The following is a 23011-nucleotide window of genomic DNA, read 5'->3' as shown; positions in this document are numbered from 1 at the left end:
CCACGGCGCAACCACGAGGCAGCCCATGCAGCTTACGAGACAAACCCGATCCGGCCTTGAGATGATCACCGTCGATGCCGACCGCATCGACGCTGCGGTCGCGATCCAGTTCAAGGACCGTATGCGTGAACTGCTGGCCGACGCCAGCGGACGTTTCGTCCTGAACCTCGAACGGGTGGATTTCATCGATTCAAGCGGGCTGGGTGCCATCGTCGCGGCAATGAAGCTTATGCCGCCAGGGGCGAAGCTGGAACTCGCGGGTCTCTCTCCTGCCGTGGACAAGGTGTTCCGCATGACCCGGATGGATTCGATCTTTACCATTTATCCATCTGCCGACACGGCCCTGAGTGCGTGAACCTGAGTCTCCGTGGGAGGATCGCCATGAAAGCCCAGTGTTTGGACGGGGACAGGCTTTCCATTCGCACGAGTCTGCGCAGCACCCCCGATGCCGTCAGCGAAACACTGCGGGAGGTACGTGTCCGGCTGAATCACATGCCCCCACTGGACTGTCTCGACAGCACTTGGGAAGTGATTGTCGCCGAAGTGCTCAACAACATTGTCGAACATGCCTACGACGATAGCCACACGGGCGAAATCGATCTGACACTTTTATTCGGCCCGACCACAATGAACGCTGAATTCATCGACTACGGCCGCGCCATGCCAAATGGCACATTGCCGTGCCCGCGCGATGCGGATCTGGACGTACCGCGTGCCGATCTGCCGGAAGGCGGATTTGGCTGGATGCTGATCCACAGTTTGGCGAGCCACGTGGAATATCGCCACGATGGCGGCAGCAACCGTCTTGCCCTGGAACTAAGGCTGGATACCAAAGCCTAAGCGCCCGCAAATGAACGCGAGGCCGTCCCATTCGCGCCCCAATCAAACGGCATTCTCAGGATTGTAGCTGCATAGGCTTCATCTCGGTGTCGGGTGTTATCAGCCCCCACCCAGTGCCCGGCACCGAGATCCTACACCGAACACGCCCAGCAGGCGTGTTTTTTTGTGTCGGTTGCACAGAACGGCGTTCGCCCAAAAATCACCATCTCAGCATCATGTTCCTGCCCTCATCGGAAACGATAAACGGTCTCGTAGCTGCATAGGCTTCAACCTCGGTTCCGGGTGTTATCAGCCCCCACCCAGTACCCGGTTCCGAGGTTTCAATATTACGGACGCCGGCAGTCGATCGCACGCCAAACCTGCCGAGAGGGGCGTGTCACCATTGCCAAAAATGCCTCGCGGACCTTGCGACTGGCACCGTGCAACATCATCGACATACGAAACTCTGTCCCAAGATCAAACGGCATTGTTGCTCATCGTCTTGCTCAACTGCGCGAGCGCAACTTGCTCCTGTCGAACTCATGCTTCGAACGGCGCTGCCAAGCCGTGGATCGGCTCGTATTGCAGGCCTGACGGCGGATAGACCTACGTCTGGTTTGCGATGTCCCCCTGCCGCCTGACAATCATCGGCGCTTCCATGAGAACATTGCTCCATGATACGTCCTGCCAAGCCTGAGAAAGGGCCGCCCCATCCCGCTCAGGGTCAGACGTCGAAAGAGAAAGACTGCCCGCAAAAAGTCTCGAAGCCTCCCCAATGCAGCCTCAATCAGAAACCATACATGGTCTTGTAGCTGCATAGGCTTCCCCTCGACACCGGGTGTTATCAGCCCCCACCCAGTGCCCGGTGTCGAGGGACTTTGCCACATATGTTGACGCCCGCGCGCTACGCCGACATGTTGCCCTTCGACATGGGAGAACAGCATGCGCGATTTTCACAAACCAGGCCGATCCGGCGTTTTGGCCGACAGCGGCATGTGCGCCACGTCCCACCCCCTCGCGGCCTCTGCCGCCATCGACATTCTCCGCCAAGGCGGTAACGCCATGGACGCAGCGATTGCCGGCGCGCTGATCCTCGGCTGTGCCGAGCCGGCGATGACAGGCATCGGCGGCGATTGCTTTGCTCTGGTGGCAAAACCGGGGGCAGATGTCATCGCCGTAAACGGTTCCGGTCGCGCGCCCGCAGCCCTGACCGCCGATCAGATGCGAGCTAACGGTCACAGCATCATGCCGCTGCATGACGCCAATGCGGTTTCCATTCCCGGTGCGATCGACGGGTTTTGCGCCATGTCTAAGCGGTTCGGCACGCTTGGGTTGGCGGACAGCCTCGCCCCCGCCATTCGCTACATGGAAGACGGCATCCCCATCGCTGCCCGCGCCGCCTTTGACTACGGACAGTCCAGCCACGTTCTGCAAGCAGGCGCGCGTGCCCATTTCCTGCCTTGGGGTCGCCTGCCGCACGTGGGTGACCGCCTCGCCCTGCCCGGCCAGGCAGACGTGCTGCGCCGCATTGCCCGCGACGGGCGGGACGCGTTCTACACCGGCGACGTGGCCGAAGACATGGTCACCAGCCTTCGCGCCCTCGGCGGCACGCACACGCTCGACGACTTTGCCGCGCAAAAAACCACCTTTCACGCGCCGCTCTCTGGCCACTACAAAACTCGGGAGCTGTTGGAGCATCCGCCAAACGGCCAGGGTGTCACCGCGCATCTTTTGCTCAACATCCTGTCCCGCTTCGACATTGCGGCAATGGATCCTTTCGGGGCCGACCGGGTCCATATCGAAGCAGAGGCCGCGCGCCTTGCCTATGACGCCCGCAATCGCTTTATCGCCGACGCGGACCACATGGACCGGCTCGACCACCTGCTCAGCCCGGACACCGCCGACCGTCTGGCGGCGCTGATCGACCCGAAACGCGCCAATGCCGCCCTGCTGCAAAGCGCCGACGCGGTGCACCGAGACACGATTTACATCACCGTGGTCGACCGAGACCGCATGGCCGTGTCGCTGATTTATTCAATCTTTCATGGGTTTGGTTCGGGTCTGGCCTCCGAGAAGTTTGGCATCCTTTTCCAAAATCGCGGCGCGGGTTTTTCGCTCGCCCCGGGACATCCCAACGAACTGGCGGGCGGCAAGCGTCCCATGCACACCATCATTCCCGGAATGGTCCGAGACGACGGGCGCATCGCCATGCCCTTTGGCGTCATGGGCGGGCAGTATCAGCCCATGGGCCACGCGCGCCTTTTGAGCAACCTCACCGATTTTGGCATGGACCCGCAGACCGCCATTGACGCGCCGCGCAGCTTTGCCGACGGGCCGGTGCTAAAGCTGGAGCGCGGCTACAGCGCCGATGTCGCGGCGGAGTTGGCCGCGCGCGGCCACAAGATCGACATTCCCGAAGTGCCCATCGGCGGTGCCCAGGCCATCGTGATTCATCCGTCCGGCGTGCTCGAAGGGGCATCAGACCCGCGCAAGGACGGGTGTGCCATCGGGTATTGACGCCCAATCCGTCCGGAACCGACGCGTTAAACATCCTTAACGCGCCGCAACGGTGCCGCATTGCTGCCACGGCACACAGACAGGGTGATCCCGACACTTCCGGAGATTTCCATGGTCCCGCCCCACACCGCCTTTGCTCGTTTCTTTACCCGCGCGCTCGACTTTTCGGGTCGCAGTTCGCGTGCCGAATTCTGGTGGGCGCAAACGCTGTTTTTACTGATTTTGGTCAGTCTCGTGGCGGCCAACTTGGTTTCGGTGATGCAAACGGGTGTGATGCTGCCGGGCTTCCTCGCCGCGATGCCCATCATCAGCCCGCTGCTTATGATACCGCAATTGTCCTCACAGGCGCGCCGCCTGCATGACACCGGGCGCTCCGGCCTTTGGCTGCTGGTTGCCCTCGTCCCGTTGATTGGCGGCGCGATCCTGTTGGTGATGTTTGTGCTGCCCTCTGACCGGGACAACCGCTTCGGCCCCGCACCTGATGAAGGCGCGGAGCGCCCAATGCCAACAAGCCCCTCAGGCACCGCAGAGCCTGCTGCGAAACGGAACCGCAAGCCAACCGCTTGGGATGGATATGCCATGCTGACACAGCTGGATTTACCGCCCTCACCGGAGATGCAGGCAGCCCGCAAGGCGGAGGTCAGCGACTACTACCGCCGCAACATTCTCAAGAAATCGGAAATCCCTGCCGGGTGAGACCTGCGAAGGCCGGGGCTTGGCCCCGACACGCATTCAGTAGGAATAGGCCGCGTAGATCTTGCTCAGATCGCCGTTCCAGTCGCCATGGTAATGTTCCAGCAGTTCGTCTGCAGGCACTTGTCCGCTTTCGACGCTTTCCTTGAGCGCATTCAGGAAGTGCGTTTCATCCGGCACCAGGCCGCCTGACCCCGGCCGCGCCCGCGCCACCAGACCCGCTTCGGCAATGTTGAGCACTTCGCGCGCCAGATCGTGCATCTTCACGCCGCCCGCCTCTGCTTGCAGACCGTCGCGGGTTGCGGCACGGCGCAGACCTTCGCGCGTTTCCGCGTCCCAATCCTTGCACAGATCCCACGCCGCATCCAAAGCCCCCTGATCGTACATCAGGCCGACCCACAGCGCCGGCAAGGCACACAGACGCCGCCACGGGCCACCATCGGCCCCGCGCATTTCGATGTATTTCTTCACGCGCGCATCAGGGAAGGCCGTCGTCAGGTGATCCGCCCAATCCGACAGCGTCGGCTTTTCGCCCGGCAACGCGGGCAATTCGCCCTTCAGGAAGTCACGGAAGGACATGCCCAGCGCATCCACGTATTCGCCATCGCGGTAGACGAAATACATCGGCACATCCAAGGCGTATTCCACCCACGCGTCAAAGCCAAAGCCATCCTCGAACACAAACGGCAGCATACCGGTGCGCGAATCGTCCAGCGTCTCCCAGATCTGCATCCGCTTGGATTTCACAGCCAGCGGCTTGCCCTCGAAAAACGGCGAATTGGCAAACAGCGCCGTCGCCACGGGGGACAACGCCAGAGCCACGCGCATCTTCTGCACCATGTCCGCCTCGGACCCGAAGTCGAGGTTTACCTGCACGGTACAGGTGCGGCGCATCATCTCGCGCCCGGTGGTGCCCACCGTGGGCATATAGGCATCCATCAATTTGTAACGCCCCTTGGGCATCAGTGGCACGTCGTCGTGCATCCACTCGGGCGCAGCCCCCAAACCGATAAAACCGACGCCGATCTCATCGGCCACGCCCTTTACCTCGCGCAGGTGTTCGTTCACCTCGTCGCAGGTCTGGTGAATGGTCTCCAACGGCGCGCCCGACAGTTCCAGTGCGCCGCCCGGCTCCAACGACACATTGGCCCCGTCCTTGGACAACCCGATCAGGACGCCCTTTTCGGTGACCTCGGCCCAGCCATGGCGGTCCCGCAACCCTTCAAGCACGGCCCGAATCGATCGCTCGCCCTCATAGGGCAGCGGTTTGTGGGTATCTTTACAGTAGCCGAATTTCTCGTGCTCGGTGCCAATCCGCCAGTCTTCTTTCGGCTTTATGCCGTCTTCCAGATACTCTGCGAGCTGGGCGTGGCTCTCGATGGGCCCGCCACCGGACTGAGGAATGGACATGTGGAGGCTCCTGAAAAATTCGTATCGGCTGCAAATAACCTCCTGTCGCCAATATTCCAGAGTGTCAATGCAACCGAATGGGTGCGTCCTGCGCAGCTGGTGTGCGCCAGATCACCACTGGCCCCACCGGGTCGCCGTGCATCTGCCGGAGCATGTGTTCCGTCTGGATACCGGGCAGGCTGGCAAAGGCGTCGAACAATTGGTCCGCCCCCTTTGCGGTCAATGGAATGTGCAACGGCTCTTTCCCCGGAACACGCATCACCCAGTGTGGCGGCTTTTCCGTCGGGTCGAGCAGCAGAGAGGTCATCGCCTCCAGATCAACAAGGCCGCCGTTCAGGGGGCCGAAATAGCTGACCCGCCGTTCGATGACCTGCACAACGCCCGGCCCGTCCGACCCTTGCCGAAACCGCGCGCGTTGAACGCCCGCGACACCCAGACCGCAGCCCACGGCGCAGACCAGCCAGCCGATCCAATGCAACACGCCGCCGCCGGTGAACAACGCCCAGTACAGGCCCAGTGCCGCGACGGCCGCGCCCACCAGCACCTCTTGCCAGCGGCGCAGCCCCTGTTTCACCTCAGGTCGGATCATGCCGCCTCCCCCATCGTCATCGGCGCCTTCAAGAGGGCCAGCCGATACGCGCCGCACCGCTCAAAGCCGATCCGTTCGTAGACCCTGGCCGCACTGGGCGATGCCGCGAACAGGATCGCCAGATCCGCCCCTGCCACCGCGGCCTCCGCAAGCAAAGCCGCTGTCACGCGCCCGCCACGCCCCATGCCGCGCAATGCGTCGGCAACAAATACACCGCCAACCTGCACCGCCCGCCCGGCCCGCGCATTTATCGCCGCCATGGCCATCGGTTGACCGTCTTCAATCAGCAACCGGATATGCGCGGCGCCGACGGCGGCCTCGGCCCGTGCGCTGGCGTGCGACATGAGATCCCCAGCCGGACAGGTTTGGGTCTCTCTGAGATAGCTGGCAAACCAACCGGTCAGCATCGCGACATCGCCCGCTTCTGCAGACCGCGTATGATCGGCAGAGATCAGTCCCGCCAAGGCACGATGATACAGCGGTTGCACCTGATTGAGCTGCCACCCGTCCTGCGCCACCGGCAAGGCGTCGAGCATCACGGCCACCTGATCCGCCTCCCCTGTCATGCCGACCAAGTCACGTCCTTTCAGAAGATGGACGCAGGTTTGTGCCTCGGCTTCGGTCAGTCCCGGCAGCTGACACATCAGGTATCCGCTGTTTGTCGCGCCAAAGACGCCGGTGAGTTTATCACCGGTCTCCCGCAGGAAAAACGCCGTGCCGTGAGGTGCCTCATGGTTGCCGACACCATGCGCCTCAAGATTGCCGAGCAAAAACATGGAGGTTTCCACATGCACCTCCAGGAAAGCCGCGATGGCGCCGGCGTCCCTGATGTCTGCCTTCCGCATCATGCGCAGTCCTCGCGTTGGTCTACGATCACAGCGACGTCCCCTGCCAGTCGCCCGCCGCCATCTGCCACAGCGTCAGCGCGGCAACCGTCGCCGTCTCCGCCCGCAGGATCCGTGGGCCAAGGCTGATCGAGGTGGCACAGTCCATGCCGCGCAGCTTCGTGCGCTCAGCTTCAGAAAAGCCGCCTTCCGGCCCGATCAGGATGGCCCAGGGACCGGGGTCCAGCCCCTCTAGCGTCACCGCCGTCCCGACGCTGCTTTCATCGCAGAACAAAATGCGCCGCGTCGGGTCCCAGTCGGCCAGAACGCGGTCCAGCCGCTCCAGCGCGCAAACCTCCGGCACAAAGGTGCCACCGCATTGCTCAGCGGCCTCCACCGCGTGCGCCTGCTGTTTATCCACCCGCAGCCGTTCAGAGTTGGTAAACTGCGTCTGCACCGGCAAAATGCGCCGTGCGCCCATTTCCGTCGCCTTTTCCACGATGAAATCCGTGCGCGCCTTTTTGACCGGGGCAAACATCAGCCACAGGTCCGGCGGGTCCATCTGCGGCGCGTCCAGCGCGCGGCACACCAGGACGCCACCGCGTTTCCCGGCCTCCACCACCTCGGCGGCCCAGGCGCCATCGCGCCCGTTGAACAGCGCGACGAACGCGCCCACCTCCTGTCGCATTACGCCGAACAGATAGTGCGCTTGCTCCTTCGTGAGGGGCACGGCCTGTTCCTCGGCCAGCGGGTGGTCTACAAACAGGCGAATTTTGGGCTTCTCTATATCCATGGGGCAAAACATATGACCGGTAGGCAGCAGACGCCAGAGGCAGCGGGACAAGTCTCCGACGCGGTAAAGGGCAATTGGGTCGACCGCATCGCGCCCCCTGCCACGCGACCCTACCTGCGCCTCAGTCGCGCGGACCGTCCCATCGGCACATGGCTTCTTCTTCTGCCTTGCTGGTGGGGCCTGACGCTGGCCATGGTGGCGGACGGGCGCGCAAGCTGGTTCGACTTGTGGATCTTTGTCGGCTGCGGCATCGGCGCGGTGTTGATGCGCGGCGCGGGCTGCACATGGAACGACATCACCGACCGGGACATCGACGGATCGGTGGCGCGCACGGCCTCCCGCCCCATCCCGTCCGGCCAGGTCACCACGAAGCAAGCGCTCGCCTGGGCCATCGCACAATGCCTGATCGCCTTCGCGATCCTCGTGACCTTTCCGCCGATGGCCATTGCGCTTGGCATCCTCGCGCTGGGGCCAGTGGCGATCTACCCCTTTGCCAAACGGTTCACATGGTGGCCGCAGATCTTCCTCGGCATCGCCTTCAACTGGGGGGCGCTTCTGGCCTGGACGGCGCACAGTGGCAGCCTCGGATGGCCCGCCGTTGCACTCTATGTCGCGGGCATGGCGTGGACGCTATTCTATGACACGATTTACGCTCACCAGGACAAAGAGGACGACGCGCTCATCGGCGTGAAATCCACCGCGCGCCTGTTCGGCGAGGCGACCCCGCGCTGGCTTTCTTGGTTCCTCGCGGCCACCGTTGCGCTCATGGGGCTGGCCATCGCTCTGGCCGCACCCTCGGGCGAGCCGTTCAAGCTGGTCGCGCTCATCGTCGGCCCCTGGGCCATGGGTTGGCATATGCTCTGGCAGATGCGCCGGTTGAAACTGGATGACAACGACCGGCTGCTACAGCTCTTTAGATCCAACCGCGACGCCGGATTGTTGCCCGTGCTGTTTTTCGCCGCCGCGATCATCGCTTGATTGCGCAGGCCCCCCGGCTTGCGTATCAGTCTCACACCCGGAATTTGGACCTCACGCTCACATGCGGCTTTCATCGCTTTTCACCGTAGTTGGAACCTTTGCCGTCGCCGGCAGTGCCAGCCTTCTTGCCGCGTACTTCTCCGCCCAGATGGTCGAAGCAGGATCGCAAGCCGAGGTGCTGAACCGCCTGGATGCCGAAGGGCTCACTTGGGCGGAGGTCGATACCAACGGTTTGCAGGTCTTTCTCATCGGCACCGCGCCGGACGAAGCGGCGCGCTTTCACGCCCTGTCTGCTGCGGGCCGCGTGGTCGATGCCTCCCGCGTGATCGACCAGATGCTGGTCGAAGAGGCCGCCGACATCGCCGCGCCGCGCTTCTCGATCGAGATTCTGCGCAATGATTCCGGCATTTCCGTCATTGGCCTCGTGCCGGCCTCCACCGACCGCGAAGACCTGATGGACCGTTTCCGCAGTATCGCAGACGGGGCCGAGGTGTCCGACCTGTTGGAATCGGCGGACTTTCCGGCTCCCGATGGTTGGGACGACGCCCTGCGGTTCGCCACGTCCTCCCTGCGCGACCTTCCCCGGTCCAAGATTTCCGTCGATTCCACGCTGGTCGAAATCAAGGCCATGACCGAAAGCGCCGAGGCCCGCACCCGGCTCGAAACAACCCTCGCCCGCCGCAAGCCCGACGACATTCGCCTGGCGCTGGACCTGTCCGCACCGCGCCCGGTGATCAGCCCCTTCACCCTGCGTTTCCTGATCGACGAGGACGGCGCGCGCTTTGACGCCTGCTCCGCTGACACCGAGGAAGCCCGTGGCCGCATCCTGAGCGCCGCCGCTGCGGCCGGGTTGGAGGGCAAGGCAAGCTGCACACTCGGCCTTGGCGTCCCCTCCCGTCGCTGGGCCGACGCCACCGAACTGGGCATCACCAAGCTCAAGGAACTGGGCGGCGGTAGCATCACCTTTGCCAATGCGGATGTGACCCTCGTTGCACTTGAAGGGACCAATCAGGCGCTCTTCGACCGCGTCGTCGGGGAGCTGGAATCGGTACTGCCGGACGTCTTCGCCCTGCACGCCGTTCTGCCAAAGCCGCCTGAAGCCAGCGAAGAAGGCCCGGCCGAATTCACCGCCACCCTCTCGCCCGAGGGTCAGGTGCAGTTGCGCGGTCGCCTCAATTCCGAAGTGGCCCGCCAGACGGTCGACAGCTTCGCCCGCGCAGCCTTTGGCTCCGACTCGGTCTACACGGCGGCGCGCGTCGTCGAAGGGCTGCCCAACACATGGTCCGTGCGCACCCTCGCCGGGCTGGAGGCGCTGTCCATGCTGGCCAACGGCGCCGTTACCGTGACCGCGGATGACATGATCATCACCGGCAACACCGGCAACACCGAGGCCAGCGCCCAGATTGCGACCCTGCTGGCCAGCAAACTTGGCGACCAGTCCACGTTCGACATCGACGTGACCTATGTGGAACGCCTGGACGCCTCGCTTGGCATTCCGTCCCCTGAACAGTGTGAGGCGATGATCCTCACAACCGTCGGCAGCCGGAAATTGTCCTTTGAACCGGGGTCTGCCACGCTGGACGGGTCGGCCCGTGGTATTCTCGATGATCTGGCAGACCTGCTGAAAACCTGCGGCGACATCCCCTTGGAAATCGGCGGGCACACCGACAGCCAGGGCCGCGAAACCATGAACCAGCAACTCAGCCAGAAGCGCGCGCAGGCCGTGCTCGACGCGCTCCGCCTGCGGTTGGTCCCCGTCGCCAGCTACAAGGTGCGCGGCTATGGCGAAGAGCAGCCCATCGAAACAAATGAAACCGAGGCAGGCCGCGAAGCGAATCGCCGGATCGAATTCAACCTGCTTGGCGAAGACGGCGAAATTGCCGAAGTGGACACAGTCGCCGTCGCCGCAGAGATCGCGGCCATGGCCGCAGCCGCTGAGGCCGAAGCCGAAAGCGACACAGGTGACGATGCAGAGGCCGCCGAGACCGCAAACGGCGATGATGCAGACAGCTCCGGCGGCGAGGAAGAAGCAACCACCGATGGCGCTGAGGCCGAGACCCCGCTACAAGACCCTAAAGCGACGGAAGCCGCCGCTGGGATCGGTGCAGACAAGGCCGTGCCCGAAGGGGCCGTGCGCGATGCGGATTTTGAGCCGGAGACAACCGGCGACGATGGCTAATAGGCCTGAGGGACAGTAAGGACTTATGGACAGAACGCAGTTCATCATCACCACGGCGATCATTCTCTTCGTCGCCTTTTGCCTTGGCTGGTTTGCCCATTGGCTGATTCACCGCTTCAAACGTGTCAGCCAGGCCGACATGGATCAGCTGGAACGCATGAGCCAGGAGCTGCACGAGGCAGAGGAAACCCGCGATCAGGCGATCACCTATCTGCAACAACGCGAGGCCGAGCTGACCAACCAGCTGGCCCAGACCGAGGCAGAGTTGCGCGCCGCCATGGATGGTCTGCGCGAAGCCCGTCAGGAAGCCGAAGAGATGCGCGTCTACGCCGAGCGTCATTAAGGCTGAGGCTTGATCCTTAATTTTCTGCACCGCAGCGCAACACCTGCAGTTTGAAAACATGAACAACCGACCGGTTTGCCCGCTCTATCCGGTCGGTTCGTGCGCTAAGATTTGGTAAATTCGCGCCGCCGGGGTATTACACTTTGGCTGCTGCGGGCCCGTCACCACAACATGATGCGGCGCACGCGCGCTTAACCACAGCGCAGGCCCGCCGCTCGGCACAGCCTGCGGCTGCATTTACCTCAACTTCACACCCCTGTCCCTCGATCCTGTTTAGCGCTATCTAATTGGCCAGACATCCCTGATCCGAGGTATCCATGACCCAGCTCATCTCCGCCCTGTCCGAAATTTCGGACCGTTACGACGCGCTCTTCGTCGACCTCTGGGGCTGCGTGCACAACGGCGTTCAGGCAATTCCTTCAGCCGTCGAAGCGTTGCAGCAATATCGCGCCAAGGGCGGCGCCGTGATCTTGGTGACGAATGCCCCGCGCGCCCACCGCGAAGTCGCCAAGCAGTTGAAAAGTTTCAACATTCCGGATGACGCTTATGACGCCATCGCGACCTCTGGCGACTCTGCACGCGCCGCCATGTTCACTGGCGCTGTAGGCTCAAAGGTGTGGTTCATGGGGCAGTCCTTTGACCAGAGTTTCTTTGAGCCGATGAAGCTGATCGACAATCCCACAACCATCACAACCGTCGACCTCGAAGAGGCCGAAGGCATCGTCTGTTGTGGCCCCTTCGATCCGCATGCCGATCCCGACGTTAATCGCCCGCAGTTCCTGTATGCAAAGGAAAAAGGCCTGAAACTTCTCTGTGCCAACCCAGATATAGTGGTGGACCGTGGTGAAAAGCGCGAGTTTTGTGCCGGTGCGCTGGCTCAGTTGTATACTGAAATGGGCGGCGACAGCCTCTATTTCGGCAAGCCCCACCCGCCGATCTACGATCTTGCCCGTCGCCGTCTGAGCCAGATCCGCGCCGACATCCCCGACAGCGCAATTCTCGCTATTGGCGACGGTCCGCATACCGACATCGACGGCGCCATGGGCGAAGCCATCGACTCCCTTTTCATCACCGGCGGGCTGGCGCGGGAGGATACCAAAACAACGCACCAACCAGATCTGGACGCTCTAACGAGCTATGTCGAAAAGGAAAAAATCAACCCGACCTACAGCATAGGTCAGCTCAGGTGATAAAAATTCCGCTTGCTTTCGCTGCATTTGCAAAGTAATAAAATTACCAATACCGGCGCAAGTTCGGGCTTTTATTGCCGAGCGATAGACTGAGGCGCATCTGCCACGCTACGGTCACGCAGAGACGAAGGAGGGCAAGATGTTGGACAACATGCCGCGCGGAACGATCTGCATCGAGGACATCGAAATGGGTATGACCCGTCACCTGCGCAAAGTGGTGACGGATCAAGACATTGAAATGTTTGCCGAAGTCTCGACCGACCGGAATCCCGTGCACCTCGACGATGCCTACGCGCAGGACACCATCTTCGAGGGGCGCATCGCACACGGAATGTTAACCGCAGGTTTGATATCTGCTGTCATAGGCGAACAGCTTCCGGGGCACGGCACGGTTTACCTCGGCCAGTCGCTGAAGTTTCTCGCCCCCGTGCGCCCCGGCGACATGGTCTATGCAGAGGTCAAGGTCACCGACATCGACCCTGCAAAGCGTCGTGTGACCTTGGAAACCCATTGCTCCGTCGATGGCAAGAAAGTCGTCATCGGAGAAGCAAAGGTCCTGGCCCCCTCACGCAAGTTCGACTGAATGAGCCAAATCCAAATTGCAGCCAGGCGCCCACGCGGCGCCTTTTTTCTGCTGGGATCGCCCGGGTGGGCGGGCCGACTTTGCCTGAGGCAAAGAGGTCCGCGCCCCGGTCTCACATGATCCGAAACCCCTCCGGGATCCCCGCCCAAGCCCCCTCCAGCACCAGATCGGACATGACCTCCGCCACCTTCGGGGCCATGCCGAACCCGATCTTGAAGCCGCCATTTGCCACGAAATGGCCTGCCCGATCCGGCCAGACGCCCAACACAGGCGCCCGCGTCCGGGCTCTTGGGCGCACCCCAGCCCAACGGTCCACAACCGCAGCGCCTTCCAAGTCGGGCAAGGCTGCGCGGGCCCGGGAAATCAACGCGTCGCATTGGCTATCGCACGAGGAAGGCTCGGAAAACTCACGTTCCGAGGTAGATCCTACCGCCACAGTCCCGTCCGCATGTGGCACGATGTGCAACCCTTCGACGAACAGTTGCGGTGCCTCGCGGGCCTCATAGCGAAAGGCTGCGGACTGGCCTTTCACCCCATCGCCGATCTTGCGACCAAGCGCTTCTGACAGATCCGTCAGACCACGCCATCCCGTTGCCCAAACCACCGCGCCCCGGTCTTCGGCATCGTGCTCGACGGACACCCCTTTCGCCGCCAAAGCTGCCACCAAGGCCTCACACGCACGGCGCGGGTGCATTCGCGCCGTCAAAGTGTCGCGGATCAGCCACCCGGTCGGCGAGGCCGGGGAAAACCCTTCTGTCGCCGGAACCACCTCCCATGCGGCACGCCCCTGCCAAAGCGTGGCTGCCCCTTCGGCACGCGTCCGCGCCAGCGCAAGCCCGTTGGCGTCCATGATCGGCTGCAGGCGCCCCGTCCGCCCATAGCCGGCAGAGACGCCGCCCGCAGCCTCCACCTGCTGCCAAAACCCTTCTGCCATCAGCAGACTGTCCAGTTGAAACGCTTTCTTTTCGTTCCAGTTTTCCGGCACATGCGGGGCGAGCGCACCGACGATGCCGCCCGACGATCCAGCCCCTGCGCCGAACGGATCGACGATCTGCACCCGCGCGCCCCGCTGCACGAGGGCCCAGGCGATGGACAGGCCGAAAATGCCTGCGCCGCGCACCGTTACATCCACGCTTGTCATCGCCATCTCCTCGCGTCATCTCTGGGCCGTCTCTAAGGAAGTTCCCCATGCCAGACCAGAGCCCGATGCTCCAATGGCGCGACGAGATCCCGGTCTCGACCCGCTTTGACGATCCATATTACTCGCTGGACAACGGTCTTGCGGAAACTCGCCATACATTTCTTGCAGGCAATTATCTGCCCGAACGCCTGCAAGATGGCTTTCATATTGCCGAGCTTGGCTTTGGAACGGGGTTGAACCTGCTCGCCGCTTTGCATCTATGGCGGGCCTCTGGCACGTCCGGTCAGCTGCGTTTCACAACCTTCGAGGCCTATCCGCTAAAGGGGGCCGAGATGGTGCGCGCTCAGGCCGCCTTCCCGGAACTGGCTGAGATCGCGGCAGAGTTTGCGCCCTTCTGGCATGACGACGCGCGCCAGATCGCGTTGCCCGATCTTCACTTTACCCTGATCGAAGGCGATGCCCGAGACACCCTTCCCGCATGGGGTCAGCAGGCAGATGCCTGGTTTCTCGACGGGTTTGCGCCAGCAAAGAACCCGCAGCTTTGGGCGCCGGAACTGATGGCCGAAGTCGCCCGCCACACAAGGCCGCAGGGCACGGCCGCCACATACACCGCCGCAGGCCATGTGCGCCGGGCCTTGGCGGAGGCCGGATTTGCAGTGACCCGTCAGCCGGGATATGGCCGGAAGCGTCACATGACCACCGCCGTGAAAGATACCCTATGACTGAACAGAACACGCGCCTTGGCATCATGCTGATGGTTGCCACCACCTTTGTCTTTGCGATGCAGGACGGTCTCTCGCGGCATTTGGCGACCGAGTACAACACCATGATGGTCATCATGGTGCGCTACTGGTTCTTTGCCGCCTTCGTGATTGCCATCGCCGCCCGCGCCCCCGGCGGGCTGAAGCGCGCCACGCGCAGCGGGCATCCGTTCGTGCAGATCTTTCGCGGCGCTCTGCTGGTGGTAGAGATCAACGTCATGGTGCTGGCGTTTGTCTACCTCGGTTTGGTGGAAAGCCACGCGGTGTTTGCCTGCTATCCGCTTCTGGTGGCCGCCCTGTCCGGCCCCGTTCTGGGCGAGCAGGTGGGCTGGCGTCGCTGGGCTGCCATCGGGGTTGGATTTGTCGGTGTCATGATCATCTTGCAACCCTCGGGTGGTGTCTTCTCGCCTTATGCGGCCATCCCTCTGGGTGCGGCGCTCATGTTCGCGCTCTACGCCCTGTTGACGCGTTTCGTCGCCCGCACTGACACGGCGGCGACCTCGTTTTTCTACACGGGAACCGCCGGATCAGTCGTCGCAACACTCATCGGAATGTGGTTCTGGGAAAGCATGACGCCGCCCGATTGGGCGTGGATGGGCCTGCTTTGCCTGTCCGGCGCTTTCGGGCACTACTTGATGATACGCGCCTACGAGGTGGCTGAGGCCAGCGCCGTGCAGCCGTTTGCCTACCTGCAGTTGGTGTTTGCCAGCACGCTGGGTCTGGTGGTCTTCGACGAGACACTGCGTACCAATGTCATCATCGGCGCGGGACTTATCGTGACGGCCGGATTGTTCACGCTCTGGCGACAACACCAGAACGCAAAGGCCTGAGTTACTGGCTGGCCACCCGCAACGTGGTGCCAACCAATTCCTGCGAGAAGGGAACCGGGTGTGGGTCCTTGCCCAGCCGCGCGCGATAAACAGGCAGGCTTTCGGTGACGCGCATCACGTAGTTGCGCGTCTCATCGAACGGAATCAGCTCGATCCAGTCAATCACATCCACCTCGCCTTTGCGCGGGTCGCCGAAAACCTCCATCCAGCGATCGGGGCGCGACGGTCCCGCGTTGTAGCCTGCGGCCATCATCACCGCATTGCCGTCGTAGCGTTTCGCCAGCTTTGCCAGATAGTTCGACCCCAGCGTCGCATTGTAGGACGGATCAGACAGCAAACGGCCCGCATCGTAATCCAGCGACAACTCCTGAGCCACCTCACGCGCTGTTCCGGGCATCAGCTGCATAAAGCCGCGCGCCCCCGCGCCGGAAATCACCCCCGGATCGAACTCGGACTCGCGCCGTGCGATGGCCAGCACCAATTCCTTTGGCACCGGGTAGTCGGTGGCGACCACATCCGGGTGCAGCGCATAATAGGGTCCGGGCAGCTCGATCCCGAACTGCGCCGCACGTTTGCCCAGCATGACCTGAATATGCGGGCGCTTCATCTCGTCCAGCATGACACCCATCTGCCCCATGCCGGGCCGGTCGAGGCTTTCGGCCAGATGCGTCATAAACCGTTCACCAAGGTCCACCTCCCCTGCCGCCAGCAACAGGATGGCCGCCTGAAAGACGCTCGCCTTGGTAAACTCCGCCTGCCGCCAGTCGCCGAACTCTTCCGTCCCGGCAAGTGTCGGGCTCACCGGCAAACCGCCGCGTTCCGCAGCAAGCAGCCCGTAAAACGACGTCTGATATTCCGCGCCCTTCTGGTAGGCTTCCTTGGCGCCGATGGTGTCACCCGTCGCCTCCAAGGCACGGCCCAGCCAGTAGCCGCCACGCCCGGCGGAAATCGGCGTCCAGACCGCGCTCGAGAAATTCTCGAAATGCGCCACGGCAAGGTCTGGCTTGTCGAGGAACCGCAGCGCGAGAAAGCCTGACAGCCACTCCAAGGCCGCGAAATCCGACCCGTCCACAAGGTAGTGCTTCGACGCGATCTCGTAGGCCTCGGCGTAGGCACCCGCCTGCATTTGACGCCGCGCCAGATCGTGCCGCTCACGGGCCCAGGCCCACGGCTCCCCCAGCGACGCAAGGCTGATGGAGCGCTCCTTTAGCAGTTCAATCGCCTCGTCACGACGCCCCTTTCGGACACGCCAAAGGAACCGCTCAAACGCCAGACCGGGATCGTCTTGCAGCTCTTCGGGCACGCGGCCAATCAACCCGTCGACATTGCCGACGCTTTTGCGCAACCCAAGCCGCGCCTGCGCCAAAGCCTGCCAGCCCTCGTCCACGTAGGGCAACATGGCTATGGCGTTCTGGCTCCAGTTGTTCCAAAGCGCCATGTCCAGCCGCGCCACGTGGTGCGGCTTCAGGATCTCACCCCATTGGTCCATAAAGGCGCGGCGCTCGTCACCCGACAGCGACAGGGTCCGCCAGCCCAGCACGATATCCGCCTGCGCCAGCCCCTCCTGCCCCTCGGAGGCGTGCACGCGCGCAAGGGCAAGCGACCCCGCCCCGCTTTGCGGCAACTCTTCGCTGAAGAACGTCTTGATCTGTTCCGGCGACGCCTCGTCTGCCACGATGGGTTCGGATTTCTCGCGCAGATAGGCCATGCCCGGCCAATCGGGCCGCCGTTCGATGAAATCGAGCACTTCGCGCGCATCGCCGCGCCCGGAGCGCAAGGCGTGCCACAGAATCACATCGACGGCGATCTGACCGTCTCCGCGCGCTTCGATCTGGGCAGCCGCCCAGTTTTGCTCGCGCATGTAGCCCATGGCCTTGGCCAGTGATTGGCCCGCCTCCCCCACCTGCGCATGAAGTTGCGAGGCCAGAGACGTGCCCAGAAGCAGTAAAACGGCAAGTAGGCGCGACATCGGCTTGCAATTCCCGTGTGAAAAGTGAAAAGACCCTCTCCGGAGGATATCGCCCGCACCCTTGGCTTCAACACACAATCCCGTCGGGTCGGCGGAATTCCTCCCAGAAGCACAATGACCTGATATTACAGCTAAGGAGCGTGAAGATGTTCAAGGGATCAATGCCTGCCCTGGTCACGCCGTTCAAGGACGGCGCGGTGGATTTCGCCACGCTCAAACAGCTGGTGGATTGGCATGTGGACCAAGGGTCCCATGGCTTGGTGCCCGTCGGCACCACCGGCGAAAGCCCGACACTGACCCACAAAGAGCACGAAGCCGTGATCGAAGCGACGGTCGAGGCTGCTGCCGGCCGCATCCCCGTGATTGCCGGTGCAGGGTCCAACAACACCGACGAAGCCATCCGCTTTGCGATGCATGCCAAGAATGTCGGCGCGGACGGCGTTCTGCTGGTAACGCCATATTACAACAAGCCCACGCAAGCGGGCATGATTGCGCATTTCAAGGCCGTGCATGACGCGGCGCAGCTGCCAATCATCATCTACAACATCCCCGGCCGTTCCGCCGTCGACATGTTGCCTGCAACGATGGGAGAACTGGCCAAGCTGGAATATATCGTCGGTGTGAAGGATGCCACCGGCGACCTCGCCCGCGTCTGCCAGCAGCGCATCACCTGCGGCAAGGACTTCATCCAGGTGTCTGGTGAGGACGCCACAGCGCACGGTTTCAACGCCCAGGGCGGTCGCGGCATGATCTCTGTCACCGCCAACGTCGCCCCTGCCCTGTGCTCCCAGATGCAAGAAGCCTGCCTGAATGGCGATTACGCCACCGCGCTGGACATCCAGGACCGCTTGATGCCGTTGCATCAGGCAATCTTCCTTGAACCGGGGCTGTGCGGCGTCAAATACGCCATGGGCCGTCTGGACTTGTGCGAAGAGAGCGTCCGGCTGCCGCTGATGCCCGTGACCGAGCCGGTGCGAGAGCGCATCGACGCCGGTCTGCGACACGCGGGCCTGATGAACTGAACAAAGACAGGGCCGGTCACATGACCGGCCCTTTTTGTTTCAGCGGTAGGCCTTCATCGGATTGACGAAAGCCCCCAGTTTCACATCGCGCTTATACGCGGCGTGGTCGCGGTTCAGTCGATGAACCGCTTCTCTCGCGAAACACAACATGTCGTCGATGAACAGCTCGAGCGGGTCCATCGCCTCAAGGATGCGCGGCTCGATTCGGTAATCAAGTTGCCCGGCATCGTCAGAGCGCGCATGCGCCTGCGCCAGGGCCTGCCCACAGGCATGCGCGTAGCGTTTCCACGACTTCTTGGACAGATCATCCAGATCTATATCGTCCCGAAACGGCGCGCGCTCGCGGGACATGAACGAAACGCCGTCTATTTCCGCTTCGCCATAGAACACGTCGCCGTTGGCCAGATGCACCGCCTGACCGTGCGCGATCCGGTCGCCCTGATCCCCGGCGTTGAACGCATTCTCCGGCACCAACCCTTCGAGCGCAGAGGCACGGGCGCGTTTGAATTCAATGATAAGGTCGTCACAAGCGTTCTGGCTCGGCCCCTCGATCAAGACATAATAGCGTGCGAGGCCCAAGGACGCCGTGCCCTGCCCGTGGCGCATGCACACGTCTTTGACCTTCAGCATCCCGACGCGTCCTTCGCACTTGATGCCCGAAGCCTTGGCGATCTGGTCAATATACTTCTGGAATTCCACCCGGCGCGAAGACACAGGCGTCAGCTCATGATTGGCGCGAAACCCCAATCCGTTTTCGGTCAGGTAGCGGCCCCACAGCCAGTCCTTGCGGCTTTTGGCGGCCTTGTCGAACAGCTTGCGGATCACCTTTGGCGAATTGTCCTGACGGATCTGCTGGCTGCTTTCGGTGTCATGTCGCGCGTAATACTCAATGCCCTCGTGATAGCCCTCGATGAACTTGCGGGCGACCTTGATGCGCTGCTTCTTGGACAGGTCGCTTTCCTCTTCGGCAGCAAGCAGAAATCCCGTGGTCCCGCGCTTCAGATCCCATGTGAAAGGCGCGTAAATCACATCGTCAAAGTCGTTTACCCCAAAGATCGGCGCATTGTCCGCGTTGGGCATGACACCAAAATTTTCCGGGTGCACATCGCCCAACGCCAGAACCGTCGGCATCCGCGCGTCCTCGCCCACCATATCCCGGTGAAACAACAGCGACGTGCCGCGAAAGAAGGAAAACCGGGATTTCGCCAGCGTGGAGAATTTCTCCTTGGCGCCCTCGGACTGCTGGGAAATGCGCAAAGCATGGTCTTCGAGAATGGTCTCGCGCACATGCCTGCGGCGATCTTCGCCGGTCAGGTCACCGGGACGCATGATGCAGGGATATTCGACGTATTTCTGCGCAAGCTTGCGGTAGTCCTCGACCCGGCTTTTCAGGTCAGAAACGGGACTTTCGTTCGCGTTGTTCTGAGCTTCGGGTCCCGTGGCCTTGCTGTTGGACGAGGCAGTTGATTTGCTTTTCGAGGTCTCGTTCTTCGACGTATTGCGTGGCGCGGCCATCTTTTATCCCCTTGTTGGTTATAAAGGGGTCAACGCCACCGCCTGCGGTTCGTTCCGCAATGGGCGGCAGGACGCCATAGCGCCCTGCGCCACAAGGGTCTACTGTCCGACAGTGTCCGACAGGCCTTCGGGCTGGCCAACCACAACAAACGCCAGTTCGTCGGGCTTCATCAGCTCCGCAGCGACCCGCTTGATATCGTCAAGCGTCACGGCCTCGATATTGGCATTCCGATCGGTCACGTAGTCCGGCGACAAACCGTCCATCTGCATGCCCACAAGTATCTTGGCAATCGGGCCATTGCCCTCGAACCGCAGGGGATAGGCGCCGGTAAGATAAGTCTTCGCCTGCTCCAGCTCCGCTTCGGTCACACCGGTTTCCGCCAGCTTGGCCCATTCGTCGCGAATCACGTCAATGGCCTCTCCGATGCGGTCATTGGACGAGGCAACACGCCCGACGATCAGTTCCGCGTGATCCTTTGGCACGAGGTAGGAATAGATGCCGTAGGTCAGGCCCCGCTTTTCCCGGACTTCGTTCATCAACCGGGATTCGAACCCGCCCTCGCCAAAGATCGTGTTCATAACATAGGCGGCAAAGAAATCGGGGTCGTCCCGCTCCATTCCGCTGTGCCCGAACATCGCAACCGCCTGCGGAGTCTCAAAGGGGACGACCGTGACGCTTGCCTCCGTCACCACATCGATATCTTCCGGCTCCGGTGCGCCCTGCTCTGGCAAATCAGTGAGCACACGATCCATCAAAGCGCCAAGCTCCTCCGCCGTGATGTCGCCGGCGGCAGAGACGTAGACACGGTCCTGCGCAATGGCGTTCTGCCATGCGGTCGAGATGTCATCGCGGGTCAGCGTCGCGACGCTTTCAATCGTGCCGTTGTAGTCTGTGGCATAGGGATGATCGCCGAACACCATGGCGTCGAACGTCCGGCTCAGGATCTTGTCGGGATCGGTGGCATCCGATTGCAGGCTGGACAGAACCTGTTGGCGAACGCGCTCGATGCTCTCCTCGTCAAAGGTCGGCTCCACCAAAGAGGCACGCAGCAGACCAACGGCATCATCCTGCGTTTCCGTCAGAAACTGGGTCGAGATCCGCACCACGTCGTCGGTCATGCCATAGCTGATCTCGGCGGCGATGGCCTCTTTCGCCTCGGCAAAGCCGCGCGAATCCATATCCGCTGCGCCTTCTTCCAGCAGCCCGACCATCAGGTTGGTCGCGCCGCGCTTGCCCTCCAGATCCAGTGACCCGCCGCCACGAAAGCGCAGCTCCAGCGCAACAAAGGGAATGGTGTGATCCTCGACCAGCCAGGCATCAAAGCCGCCGGGGCTTTCGACCTCTTGAATGTCGATTTCGGCATGGGCGACGGTGGCCCCCAGCATCAGGCCAAAGGCCAGGACAAAACGCTTCATTGTGTCACCTCCTCGGCGGGCATCAGGTAGCCCGTCACCGACTTGTCGCGGTCAAAGATCATCTCGGCGGCGGCCATCACGTCTTCTGCGGTGACCGCTTGCAAGATCTCCGGCCACGCTTGCACGTCCTCGATGGTCAGCCCGGATGTCAGCGCATCGCCATACCGGCGTGCCAGCCCGCTGACATTGTCCTGCGCGTAAATTTGCGAGGCTTTCATCTGGAATTTGATCCGTTCAAGCTGTGCGGGATCGACACCCTCCACCATGAACTTGGCCACAACCTCGTTCATCGCGGTTTCCGCGTCTTCCAGCGTCACACCGGGCGCGGGCACCACGAACAGGCCAAAGCTGCCGTCATCCAGCGAGCTGCCGTTGTAATACGCCGAGGTATAAACGGCCTTCTTCTGATCGAATTGCAGCGCCTGATTCAGAACCGAGGTCTGCCCGCCGCCAAGGATTTCCGCCAGAATCGTCAGCGCCGCGCCCTGTTCCTGCGCGCCAGGATCACGCTCCGGTGCGAGGTACATGCGGTTGACATAGGGGGTGGAGACGCGCGCATCGCGAAAGTTCAATCGCCGTTCCGCCATCTGGCGCGGCTCCGACGGGCGGGCGCGCGGCTTCAGATCGGGGTTCGGCGGGATCGGGGCGTAGTACTTGTCCGCCAAACGGCGCACCTCGTCCGGGGTCACGTCGCCCGCCACGATGAGGATCGCGTTGTTGGGGGCGTAATACTGGCGGTAGAAGTCCAGCGCAGCATCCAGATCGAGCGCCTCCATCTCGTGCCGCCAGCCGATGATCGGCGTCCCATAGGGGTGATTGAGGTACAACGCCGCCTGAAGCTGTTCCCGGAACAAGCCACGCGGATCGTTTTCCACCCGCATGTTGCGTTCTTCGATGATGACATCCCGCTCCGTCAGGATATCCGCCTCGCCAAGCTGAAGATTGACCATGCGGTCGCTTTCCATCTCCATCATCAGGTCGAGGCGGTCCGCCGCAACGCGCTGGTGATAGGCGGTCTGGTCAAAGCTGGTAAACGCGTTGTCGGAGCCGCCGTTGGCTGCGACGACCTTGGAAAACTCGCCCGGATCGAGCTTTTCGGTCCCCTTGAACAGCAGGTGTTCCAGAAAATGCGCAACACCGGAAACGCCCGGCTGCTCGTCCGCCGATCCTGCCCGATACCAGACCATATGTTCAACGACGGGGGCGCGGTGATCTTCGATCACAACGACTTGCATCCCGTTCTCAAGCTCGAAACTGGTGACCGGGGCCTCTGCCCGTGCGGTCACCGCAGTCAGAGGTGTCAGGGCCAGTGCAAAGGCCAGAGGTAAGTGGCGCATGGTGTGTCATCTCTTTCGGAAAACCGGAATGACACATTACCTACGCGCGGGGGCGTCAACTTCAAGTTAACTCTGTTGGGCTCACGGTCTTCTGACCGAGAG

Annotated in this window: 21 protein-coding genes; 12 read left to right on the top strand and 9 right to left on the bottom strand. The window is 62.2% G+C overall.

Annotation, left to right across the window (positions count from 1 at the left end; genetic code table 11):
- Positions 1-25 precede the first annotated feature (25 nt).
- From J4E08_RS08645 to J4E08_RS08630, 4 genes are all read left to right on the top strand, one after another.
- Entirely contained in the window at positions 26-355 is a 330-nt protein-coding gene (locus J4E08_RS08645) for an STAS domain-containing protein (protein WP_183963641.1), read from the top strand.
- A gap of 26 nt (positions 356-381) precedes the next feature.
- Positions 382-840: an ATP-binding protein gene (locus J4E08_RS08640; protein WP_349538124.1), complete on the top strand. Its 459-nt coding sequence runs from the start codon at positions 382-384 to the stop codon at positions 838-840.
- A gap of 921 nt (positions 841-1761) precedes the next feature.
- Positions 1762-3336, top strand: a complete 1575-nt coding sequence (locus J4E08_RS08635) for a gamma-glutamyltransferase family protein (protein ID WP_349538123.1) — start codon at positions 1762-1764, stop codon at positions 3334-3336.
- Between the two features lie 111 nt (positions 3337-3447).
- Positions 3448-4032 carry a DUF805 domain-containing protein gene (locus tag J4E08_RS08630; RefSeq protein ID WP_349538122.1) on the top strand — a complete coding sequence of 195 codons (585 nt, stop codon included), beginning with the start codon at positions 3448-3450 and terminating at the stop codon, positions 4030-4032.
- A 36-nt stretch (positions 4033-4068) separates the two neighbouring features.
- On the opposite strand, the gene J4E08_RS08625 is transcribed toward J4E08_RS08630, so the two are convergent.
- The 4 genes from J4E08_RS08625 to J4E08_RS08610 form a co-directional block, all read right to left on the bottom strand.
- Positions 4069-5439: a glutamate--cysteine ligase gene (locus tag J4E08_RS08625; protein ID WP_183963649.1), complete on the bottom strand. Its 1371-nt coding sequence runs from the start codon at positions 5437-5439 to the stop codon at positions 4069-4071.
- 64 nt (positions 5440-5503) lie between these two features.
- Positions 5504-6028, bottom strand: a complete 525-nt coding sequence (locus J4E08_RS08620; protein ID WP_349538121.1) for a hypothetical protein — start codon at positions 6026-6028, stop codon at positions 5504-5506.
- Complete coding sequence (locus J4E08_RS08615; RefSeq protein WP_349538120.1) at positions 6025-6876, bottom strand: GNAT family N-acetyltransferase; 852 nt, start codon at positions 6874-6876, stop codon at positions 6025-6027. Before J4E08_RS08615 ends, J4E08_RS08620 begins: the two co-directional genes overlap by 4 nt.
- A gap of 25 nt (positions 6877-6901) precedes the next feature.
- A complete protein-coding gene (locus J4E08_RS08610; protein ID WP_349538119.1) occupies positions 6902-7645 on the bottom strand; it encodes a 16S rRNA (uracil(1498)-N(3))-methyltransferase in 744 nt (247 codons plus the stop codon).
- A gap of 12 nt (positions 7646-7657) precedes the next feature.
- Between J4E08_RS08610 and ubiA the strand changes: the two genes are divergently transcribed.
- The 5 genes from ubiA (at position 7658) to J4E08_RS08585 (ending at position 12918) form a co-directional block, all read left to right on the top strand.
- The gene (ubiA, locus tag J4E08_RS08605; protein WP_349538118.1) at positions 7658-8623 is read left to right on the top strand and encodes a 4-hydroxybenzoate octaprenyltransferase; all 966 of its coding nucleotides are present in this window, start codon (positions 7658-7660) and stop codon (positions 8621-8623) included.
- A 61-nt stretch (positions 8624-8684) separates the two neighbouring features.
- Complete coding sequence (locus J4E08_RS08600) at positions 8685-10802, top strand: OmpA family protein (RefSeq protein WP_349538117.1); 2118 nt, start codon at positions 8685-8687, stop codon at positions 10800-10802.
- Between the two features lie 25 nt (positions 10803-10827).
- Positions 10828-11145, top strand: a complete 318-nt coding sequence (locus J4E08_RS08595; RefSeq protein WP_183963661.1) for a prefoldin domain-containing protein — start codon at positions 10828-10830, stop codon at positions 11143-11145.
- Positions 11146-11462: 317 nt separating this feature from the next.
- Positions 11463-12335: a TIGR01459 family HAD-type hydrolase gene (locus tag J4E08_RS08590; protein ID WP_349538116.1), complete on the top strand. Its 873-nt coding sequence runs from the start codon at positions 11463-11465 to the stop codon at positions 12333-12335.
- A 139-nt stretch (positions 12336-12474) separates the two neighbouring features.
- Positions 12475-12918, top strand: coding sequence for a MaoC family dehydratase (locus J4E08_RS08585; protein WP_183963665.1), 444 nt, complete (start codon positions 12475-12477; stop codon positions 12916-12918).
- Between the two features lie 112 nt (positions 12919-13030).
- Here the strand turns inward: J4E08_RS08585 and J4E08_RS08580 are convergent, their stop codons facing one another.
- Positions 13031-14059 carry an NAD(P)/FAD-dependent oxidoreductase gene (locus J4E08_RS08580; protein WP_349538115.1) on the bottom strand — a complete coding sequence of 343 codons (1029 nt, stop codon included), beginning with the start codon at positions 14057-14059 and terminating at the stop codon, positions 13031-13033.
- Between the two features lie 47 nt (positions 14060-14106).
- On the opposite strand from J4E08_RS08580, the gene mnmC2 reads away from it, so the two are divergent.
- On the top strand, positions 14107-14781 hold the full coding sequence (mnmC2, locus tag J4E08_RS08575; RefSeq protein ID WP_349538114.1) for a tRNA (5-methylaminomethyl-2-thiouridine)(34)-methyltransferase MnmC2: 675 nt from the start codon (positions 14107-14109) through the stop codon (positions 14779-14781).
- The gene (locus tag J4E08_RS08570; RefSeq protein ID WP_183963671.1) at positions 14778-15650 is read left to right on the top strand and encodes a DMT family transporter; all 873 of its coding nucleotides are present in this window, start codon (positions 14778-14780) and stop codon (positions 15648-15650) included. Before mnmC2 ends, J4E08_RS08570 begins: the two co-directional genes overlap by 4 nt.
- Before the next feature lies 1 nt (position 15651).
- On the opposite strand, the gene J4E08_RS08565 is transcribed toward J4E08_RS08570, so the two are convergent.
- Positions 15652-17619 (bottom strand): lytic transglycosylase domain-containing protein, encoded by a 1968-nt coding sequence (locus tag J4E08_RS08565; protein ID WP_349538113.1) that lies wholly within the window; start codon positions 17617-17619, stop codon positions 15652-15654.
- Between the two features lie 146 nt (positions 17620-17765).
- Here J4E08_RS08565 and dapA point away from each other — a divergent pair, with 146 nt between their 5' ends.
- Positions 17766-18641 carry a 4-hydroxy-tetrahydrodipicolinate synthase gene (gene dapA / locus J4E08_RS08560; RefSeq protein ID WP_183963675.1) on the top strand — a complete coding sequence of 292 codons (876 nt, stop codon included), beginning with the start codon at positions 17766-17768 and terminating at the stop codon, positions 18639-18641.
- A gap of 39 nt (positions 18642-18680) precedes the next feature.
- On the opposite strand, the gene J4E08_RS08555 is transcribed toward dapA, so the two are convergent.
- The 3 genes from J4E08_RS08555 to J4E08_RS08545 form a co-directional block, all read right to left on the bottom strand.
- The gene (locus J4E08_RS08555; RefSeq protein WP_349538112.1) at positions 18681-20156 is read right to left on the bottom strand and encodes a DUF2252 domain-containing protein; all 1476 of its coding nucleotides are present in this window, start codon (positions 20154-20156) and stop codon (positions 18681-18683) included.
- Positions 20157-20255: 99 nt separating this feature from the next.
- Entirely contained in the window at positions 20256-21572 is a 1317-nt protein-coding gene (locus tag J4E08_RS08550) for a M16 family metallopeptidase (RefSeq protein ID WP_349538111.1), read from the bottom strand.
- Complete coding sequence (locus J4E08_RS08545) at positions 21569-22909, bottom strand: M16 family metallopeptidase (RefSeq protein ID WP_349538110.1); 1341 nt, start codon at positions 22907-22909, stop codon at positions 21569-21571. Before J4E08_RS08545 ends, J4E08_RS08550 begins: the two co-directional genes overlap by 4 nt.
- Positions 22910-23011: the final 102 nt, after the last annotated feature.

The sequence above is a fragment of the Sagittula sp. NFXS13 genome (assembly GCF_040148795.1).
GTDB classification, from domain to species: Bacteria; Pseudomonadota; Alphaproteobacteria; order Rhodobacterales; family Rhodobacteraceae; genus Sagittula; species Sagittula marina.
Note: the sequence above shows the minus strand (reverse complement) of the source record. Positions and strands in the feature narration are given on the sequence as shown.